At 43.9% G+C, this 6,355-nt stretch carries 5 protein-coding genes; all 5 read left to right on the forward strand.

The window, feature by feature from the left end; genetic code table 11:
- A partial coding sequence (rpsL, locus tag ACEYV4_RS08830; protein ID WP_373842925.1) for a 30S ribosomal protein S12 occupies window positions 1–385 on the forward strand: 385 nt, incomplete at its 5' end.
- A 20-nt stretch (window positions 386–405) separates the two neighbouring features.
- A complete protein-coding gene (gene rpsG / locus ACEYV4_RS08835; RefSeq protein ID WP_373842926.1) occupies window positions 406–876 on the forward strand; it encodes a 30S ribosomal protein S7 in 471 nt (156 codons plus the stop codon).
- Between the two features lie 123 nt (window positions 877–999).
- A complete protein-coding gene (gene fusA / locus ACEYV4_RS08840) occupies window positions 1,000–3,084 on the forward strand; it encodes an elongation factor G (protein WP_373842927.1) in 2,085 nt (694 codons plus the stop codon).
- A 193-nt stretch (window positions 3,085–3,277) separates the two neighbouring features.
- Window positions 3,278–4,603, forward strand: a complete 1,326-nt coding sequence (gene guaD, locus ACEYV4_RS08845) for a guanine deaminase (RefSeq protein ID WP_373842929.1) — start codon at window positions 3,278–3,280, stop codon at window positions 4,601–4,603.
- Between the two features lie 29 nt (window positions 4,604–4,632).
- Window positions 4,633–5,964, forward strand: a complete 1,332-nt coding sequence (locus ACEYV4_RS08850) for a uracil-xanthine permease family protein (protein ID WP_373842928.1) — start codon at window positions 4,633–4,635, stop codon at window positions 5,962–5,964.
- The last annotated feature ends 391 nt before the right edge of the window (window positions 5,965–6,355 follow it).

Genomic DNA, 6,355 nt, shown 5'->3' on the forward strand with positions numbered 1-6,355 from the left:
TAAGTCAAAAGTAACGAAGTCTGATTCACCTGCGTTGAACTTCGGTTACAACAGCAAGAAGAAGAATTTAACGAATAATCCTGCACCGCAAAAGCGTGGGGTCGCAACTCGTGTCGGTACCATGACACCAAAGAAGCCTAATTCTGCGTTGCGTAAGTATGCTCGTGTTCGTCTGTCCAACTTGATTGAAGTGACAGCGTACATTCCAGGAATCGGCCACAACTTGCAGGAACATAGTGTTGTTTTGATCCGTGGCGGTCGTGTTAAGGATTTACCAGGGGTTCGTTACCACATTATTCGTGGTACTTTGGATACCGCTGGTGTTGAAGGCCGGATGCAGTCACGGTCCAAGTACGGTGCTAAGAAGCCGAAGAGTAAGAAGTAATTTTAAGGAGGAGTTAAGTAATGCCACGTAAGGGACATGTACAAAAGCGTGAAGTTTTACCAGATCCAGTGTATAATTCAAAGCTGGTTACAAGCTTAATTGATCACTTAATGGTTGATGGTAAGCGTGGGACTGCAACAAAGATTTTGTATGCAGCCTTTGACAAGATTAAAGACGAAACTGGCAATGATCCAGTTGAAGTTTTCCAACAAGCAATGGAAAACGTTATGCCTGTATTGGAAGTTAAGGCTCGTCGTGTTGGTGGTTCTAACTACCAAGTACCGATTGAAGTTCGCCCAGAACGGCGGACGACTTTAGGCCTGCGTTGGATTGTTCAATACGCACGGTTGCGTGGCGAACACACCATGGTTGAACGGCTTGCTCGTGAGATCATTGATGCTTCTAACAACACAGGTGCTTCCGTTAAGAAACGTGAAGATACTCACCGGATGGCTGAGGCTAACCGGGCCTTTGCACACTATCGCTGGTAATCACTGTCGATTGAAACCAGCTGCTTAGCAGGTTACAATAAAGGGGTGACGTTGTTTCATCGATCGTCATCCCTTTTTCTCAAAATGACGATTTAATTGTACGGAAGGAGATACACTTAAAAGATGGCTAACAAGCGTGAATACCCTCTTGAAAAGACCCGAAACATTGGGATTGTTGCCCATATTGATGCCGGTAAGACGACCGCTACCGAACGGGTTCTCTACTATACTGGTAAGATTCACAAGATTGGTGAAACCCACGATGGTGCTTCACAAATGGACTGGATGACTGAAGAGAAGGAACGTGGAATTACTATCACGTCCGCTGCCACGACGGCCGTTTGGAAGGATTATCGGATTAACATCATTGATACTCCAGGACACGTTGACTTTACTGTTGAAGTTGAACGGGCACTGCGGGTTTTGGATGGTGCAATTGTAATCCTTGATGCCCAGGCCGGAGTTGAACCACAGACCGAAACTGTTTGGCGTCAGTCCGACGACTTTAATGTTCCACGGATCATCTTTGCTAATAAGATGGATAAGATTGGGGCAAACTTTGATTACTCCGTTCAAACAATCAAGGATCGTTTGAACGTTACTCCATTACCAATTCAGATGCCAATTGGTGCTGAAGATAGTTTCGTTGGGGTAGTTGATTTAGTTAAGATGTGTGCCTACGTCTATGACGAAGATAAGCTGGGTACTCACTGGGATACTGATGAAATTCCAGCTGACATGAAGGACGAAGCTGAAAAGCGTCATGATCAACTATTGGAAACATTAGCTGATTATGATGATAACATCATGGATAAGTACCTGGAAGGAAAAGAGATTTCTGTTGATGAAATCAAGGCCGCTATTCGTAAGGGTACCTTAAATGAGGACTTCTACCCAGTTTTGGCTGGTTCTGCTTACAAGGATAAGGGTATTCAGATGTTACTGGATGCTGTTATTGACTACCTGCCATCACCACTGGACGTTAAGCCATATATTGCCCATGATGCTGACGGGAACGAAGTTGAATTGAAGGCTGACGATAAGGCTCCATTTGCTGCCTTGGCCTTTAAGATTGCTACCGATCCATTCGTTGGTCGTCTGACTTTCTTACGGGTTTACACCGGTTCATTGCAATCCGGTTCTTACGTATTAAATGCTACGAAGGACAAGCGTGAACGGGTTGGTCGTTTGCTTCAAATGCACTCTAACCACCAGCATGAAATTCCGGAAGTCTTCTCTGGTGACATTGCCGCTGCTATTGGTCTGAAGAACACTGGTACTGGTGATTCTTTGACCGATCCTGATCATCCACTGCAGCTTGAATCAATGGACTTCCCTGATCCAGTTATTCAGGTTTCCGTTGAACCTAAGTCTAAAGCTGACCAGGATAAGATGGATCGTGGCCTGCAAAAGCTGGCTGAAGAAGACCCAACCTTCAAGACGGAAACTAACCCAGAAACCGGTGAAACCTTGATTGCCGGAATGGGTGAATTACACCTTGATATCATTGTTGAACGGTTGCGTCGTGAATTCCACGCCGTTGTTAAAGTTGGTAAACCACAGGTATCCTACCGTGAAGCATTTACCAAGAAGGCTAGTGCTGAAGGTAAGTTTGTTCGGCAGACTGGTGGTAAAGGTCAGTATGGTGACGTTTGGGTTGAATTTACCCCACTTGAAGAAGGTAAGGGTTACGAATTCGAAGACGCCATTGTTGGTGGGGTTGTTCCTCGTGAATTTATCCCAGCTGTTGATCAAGGACTGCAAGAAGCTATGAAGAATGGTGTCTTGGCTGGTTACCCACTGGTTGATATGCACTGCAAGCTTTACGATGGTTCTTACCACGAAGTTGATTCTAGTGAAGCGGCCTTCAAGGTTGCCGCATCCCTTGCTTTGAAGAATGCTGCTAAGAAGGCTGACCCAGTTATCTTGGAGCCAATTATGAAGGTTGACATTGTTGTTCCACAAGACAACATGGGTGATGTTATGGGTCAAGTTACTGCTCGTCGTGGTACGATTGAAGGAATGGAAGAACGTGGGAATGCTCAAATGATTCACTCCTTCGTTCCATTGTCAGAAATGTTTGGTTATGCTACTGCTCTGCGGTCTGCTACCCAGGGTCGTGGTACCTTCACAATGACCTTCGACCACTATGCACCAGTACCGAAGTCCATTCAGGAAGATATTATTGCTAAGAACGGTAAGAACTAATTTTACCTAAGCTTTAAAAAAGATCGATGTAAATCGGTCTTTTTTTATTTTTAAACAATTCTGCATAATTTAGAACTTTCAATACGTCAATCAATGTTTTTCCAAGCTAAATGACGAATATATATCATGTTTACAGCTATAATAGTTCGTGATAAACTAATAGCAATTAGTTAAACAAGGAAGTGGCAATGTGTTGCTTATTCACGGTCCGGCTTTTACGGCATTAGATGTTAACCATATTCAAGCCTTGCGAGATTGCTTAGTATTGGTCGACGATCATGGTTGGATTAGACGGGTATTGACGTCAAACGACCAGGATTTTAATCAGGTTTTAACACTAGGACGTCAAAAACAACAGGTTAGGGAATTAACTGCTGGTGAATATCTTTTACCCGGGTTTATTGATTTACATGTTCATGCTCCGCAATGGGCACAAGCGGGATTAGCGCTTGATCGGCCTTTAGAGGATTGGTTGAACAAGTATACTTTTCCATTAGAAGCTAAATTTAGTAATTTGACCTTTGCCAGACAGGTTTATCGTTCCTTTGTTCATACATTATTAGCTCATGGAACGACAACGGCAATGATGTTTGGCACTATCCACCTAAAGTCTAATCTGGAGTTAGTTGAACAGTGTCGTCAACAAGGCTTTCGTGGTTTCATTGGTCAGGTTGCAATGGATAACCCAGACCAGTCACCAACTTATTACCGTGATCAATCATCAGTAGCGGCAATAAAGGCAAGTGAAAGCTTTATTCAACAAGTCCAAAAAACGGCGGGAGCTGATGATTTGGTGACACCAGTTATTACACCGCGCTTTGTACCAAGTTGTACGGCACCAACACTTGCTGGACTTGGCCGTTTGGCGGCTAAGTATGACCTCCCAATTCAGTCTCATGTTAGCGAAAGCAATTGGGAAAGCCAATACGCAATTGATCATTTTGGGATGCATGATGCCAATGTTTTGGATTATTTCGGCCTATTAACGAATCGGGCGGTAATGGCTCATGGCACTCAGCTAACTGCTGCCGATATGAAGTTATTGCGCCAACGGCACGCTTCGTTAGCGCACTGTCCAATCTCTAACGTCTATTTTGGTAATGGTGTTTTACCGGTTCATTACCTACTACAAAATCATAATCAAGTTGGCCTGGGCTCCGATATTTCTGGAGGTTATTCACCAAGTCTCTACCCGAACATTCGCCAAGCGGTAAAGTCGTCACGGATGCTCGAAGACGGCGTTGATAGTCGACAAGCGGTTACAGAGCGAGGAGTCAAGAATTCACGGATTACGATAGTAAATGCTTTTTACATGGCAACTGTCGGTGGCGCGCAGGCACTACACTTAAAGAGTGGTCAGCTTAAGGCCGGTTACCGAGCTGATTTTCAAATAGTCAAAGCCCACCATAGTTTTATTCCTCTATCGTCTCTAGATGCTTTTGAGCGAATACTGTATCAAACGACAGCTGCTGACATACGATCCGTTTACGTCAATGGGCACTTGGTATATGAGAACTGATTTTAATAATAGTAAGGGAGAAAAAGATAATGGATGAAAAAGCACATTTATTGATTGGCCCGGATGAGAAGGTTCCGGCGGGGGAGGCTACATTATTAGGCCTTCAGCATGTCTTAGCAATGGATGTATATGTTCCGCCGATTATTCTGGCAGGTTTATTAGCAATGGGATCGACAAATTCAACGGCACTTTTGCAGGCAACCTTTTTAGCGGCTGGAATTGGTACCATCTTGCAGACAGGGCTCTTTATGAAAATGCCAGTTTCACAAGGCCCTTCCTTTGTTCCGTTAACTGCGGCTGCTGGAGTTGTTCTTGCCAGTGGTGGTGTCCGCGGTGGTGGAATGGCTACCTTGATGGGGTCTCTACTAATCGGGGCATTGCTTTTGATTGCCTTAGGACTAAGTGGTGTTTTCCAGAAGATCATTACTCGCTTGGTTCCAGCAGTGGTTGGTGGAACAATCATTACTTGTGTTGGTTTGTCTTTAATCCCATCAGCACTGAATGATAATATTTTTGAGGCCAAGGGTAATGTCTACCAAAATATGGAACTAGCAGCTATCACTGCTTTAGTTCTCTTGATCTGTGTTGCCATTAGTATTCGTTTTCCACGACTTCAGAAGGTTTTCAAAACCGGTTCAATTGTGATTGCTCTTTTAGTTGGAACAGCGCTGAGCGCAACCATGGGACGTTTCAATGCTAGTTCAGTTGCAGCCGCTCCGTGGTTTAGTCTGCCTCAGCGAACGGTTTTCTACTGGGGGATGCACTTTAATGGCACTGCTATCCTAACCTTTATCATTATTTATGCTATTTTAACAACTGAAACGACCGGAACCTGGTTTGCGATGGGTGCTGTTACTAATCATCATATTACTAAGCAGCAGTGGAACCATGGGATTATTGGTGAAGGTCTTAGTTGCTTAGTGGCAACCATTACAGGGACAACACCAGTAACGGGTTACTCTACTAATGCCGGAATTATTTCCATTACTGGTGTGGCTAGTAAGCGGGTCTTCATCGCAGCCGGTTTTTGGTTTATTGTTCTGGGCTTTTGTACAAAGTTATCCGCCTTTTTGGCCGCTATTCCGGCACCGGTAATTGGTGGTGTCTTTGCTATTATTACGGTAACTATTATGTTAAATGGACTAAATGTCATTCGTAACCTTAAAACAGGTGAGAGTGACTTATATGTTATTGGCTTACCGATTATTCTGACAATTGCCCTCGTATTAATTCCAAAGAAAATTACGGCAGCTGCTCCGCAAATGGTTCAATATTTGTTAGGCTCACCGATCGCGGTGGCAGCATTGACGGCAATTATTCTCCATCTTTTGATGCCAACTAGACGTACTCAGTTGAACTAGTTTATATATAGGAAGGAATTCTTGAAATAGCTCCGTGTGACTGATAGACAAGGGTTAACGTTAATGACGCTAATGTTTGCCTAATTTAGGATCACGGTGCTTTTTTGTAAACTATTTATGGTCGATTTTTCTTTACAAAATTGTTTCATTCAAAATTAATTGCTTTAAAGACTTGATATGACGGCGATTCTTTAGTATTATGGATAAGTGCTTGAGCGTTGGCGGGTAGTTTTGCCCTACCCCCACAGGAGTTTAAGCTGCGAAGCGATGATGCGGAAGGTTGCGACACACCCGGCCGCTTTGCCACAGGATGTGGCGGTAATTTCCGCGGAGCTAGTCAAATTTTAAATCTGACGAAGGAGGGAACATAATGGCAAAACAAAAGATTCGT

The organism is Limosilactobacillus sp., from assembly GCF_041859915.1.
GTDB lineage: Bacteria > Bacillota > Bacilli > Lactobacillales > Lactobacillaceae > Limosilactobacillus.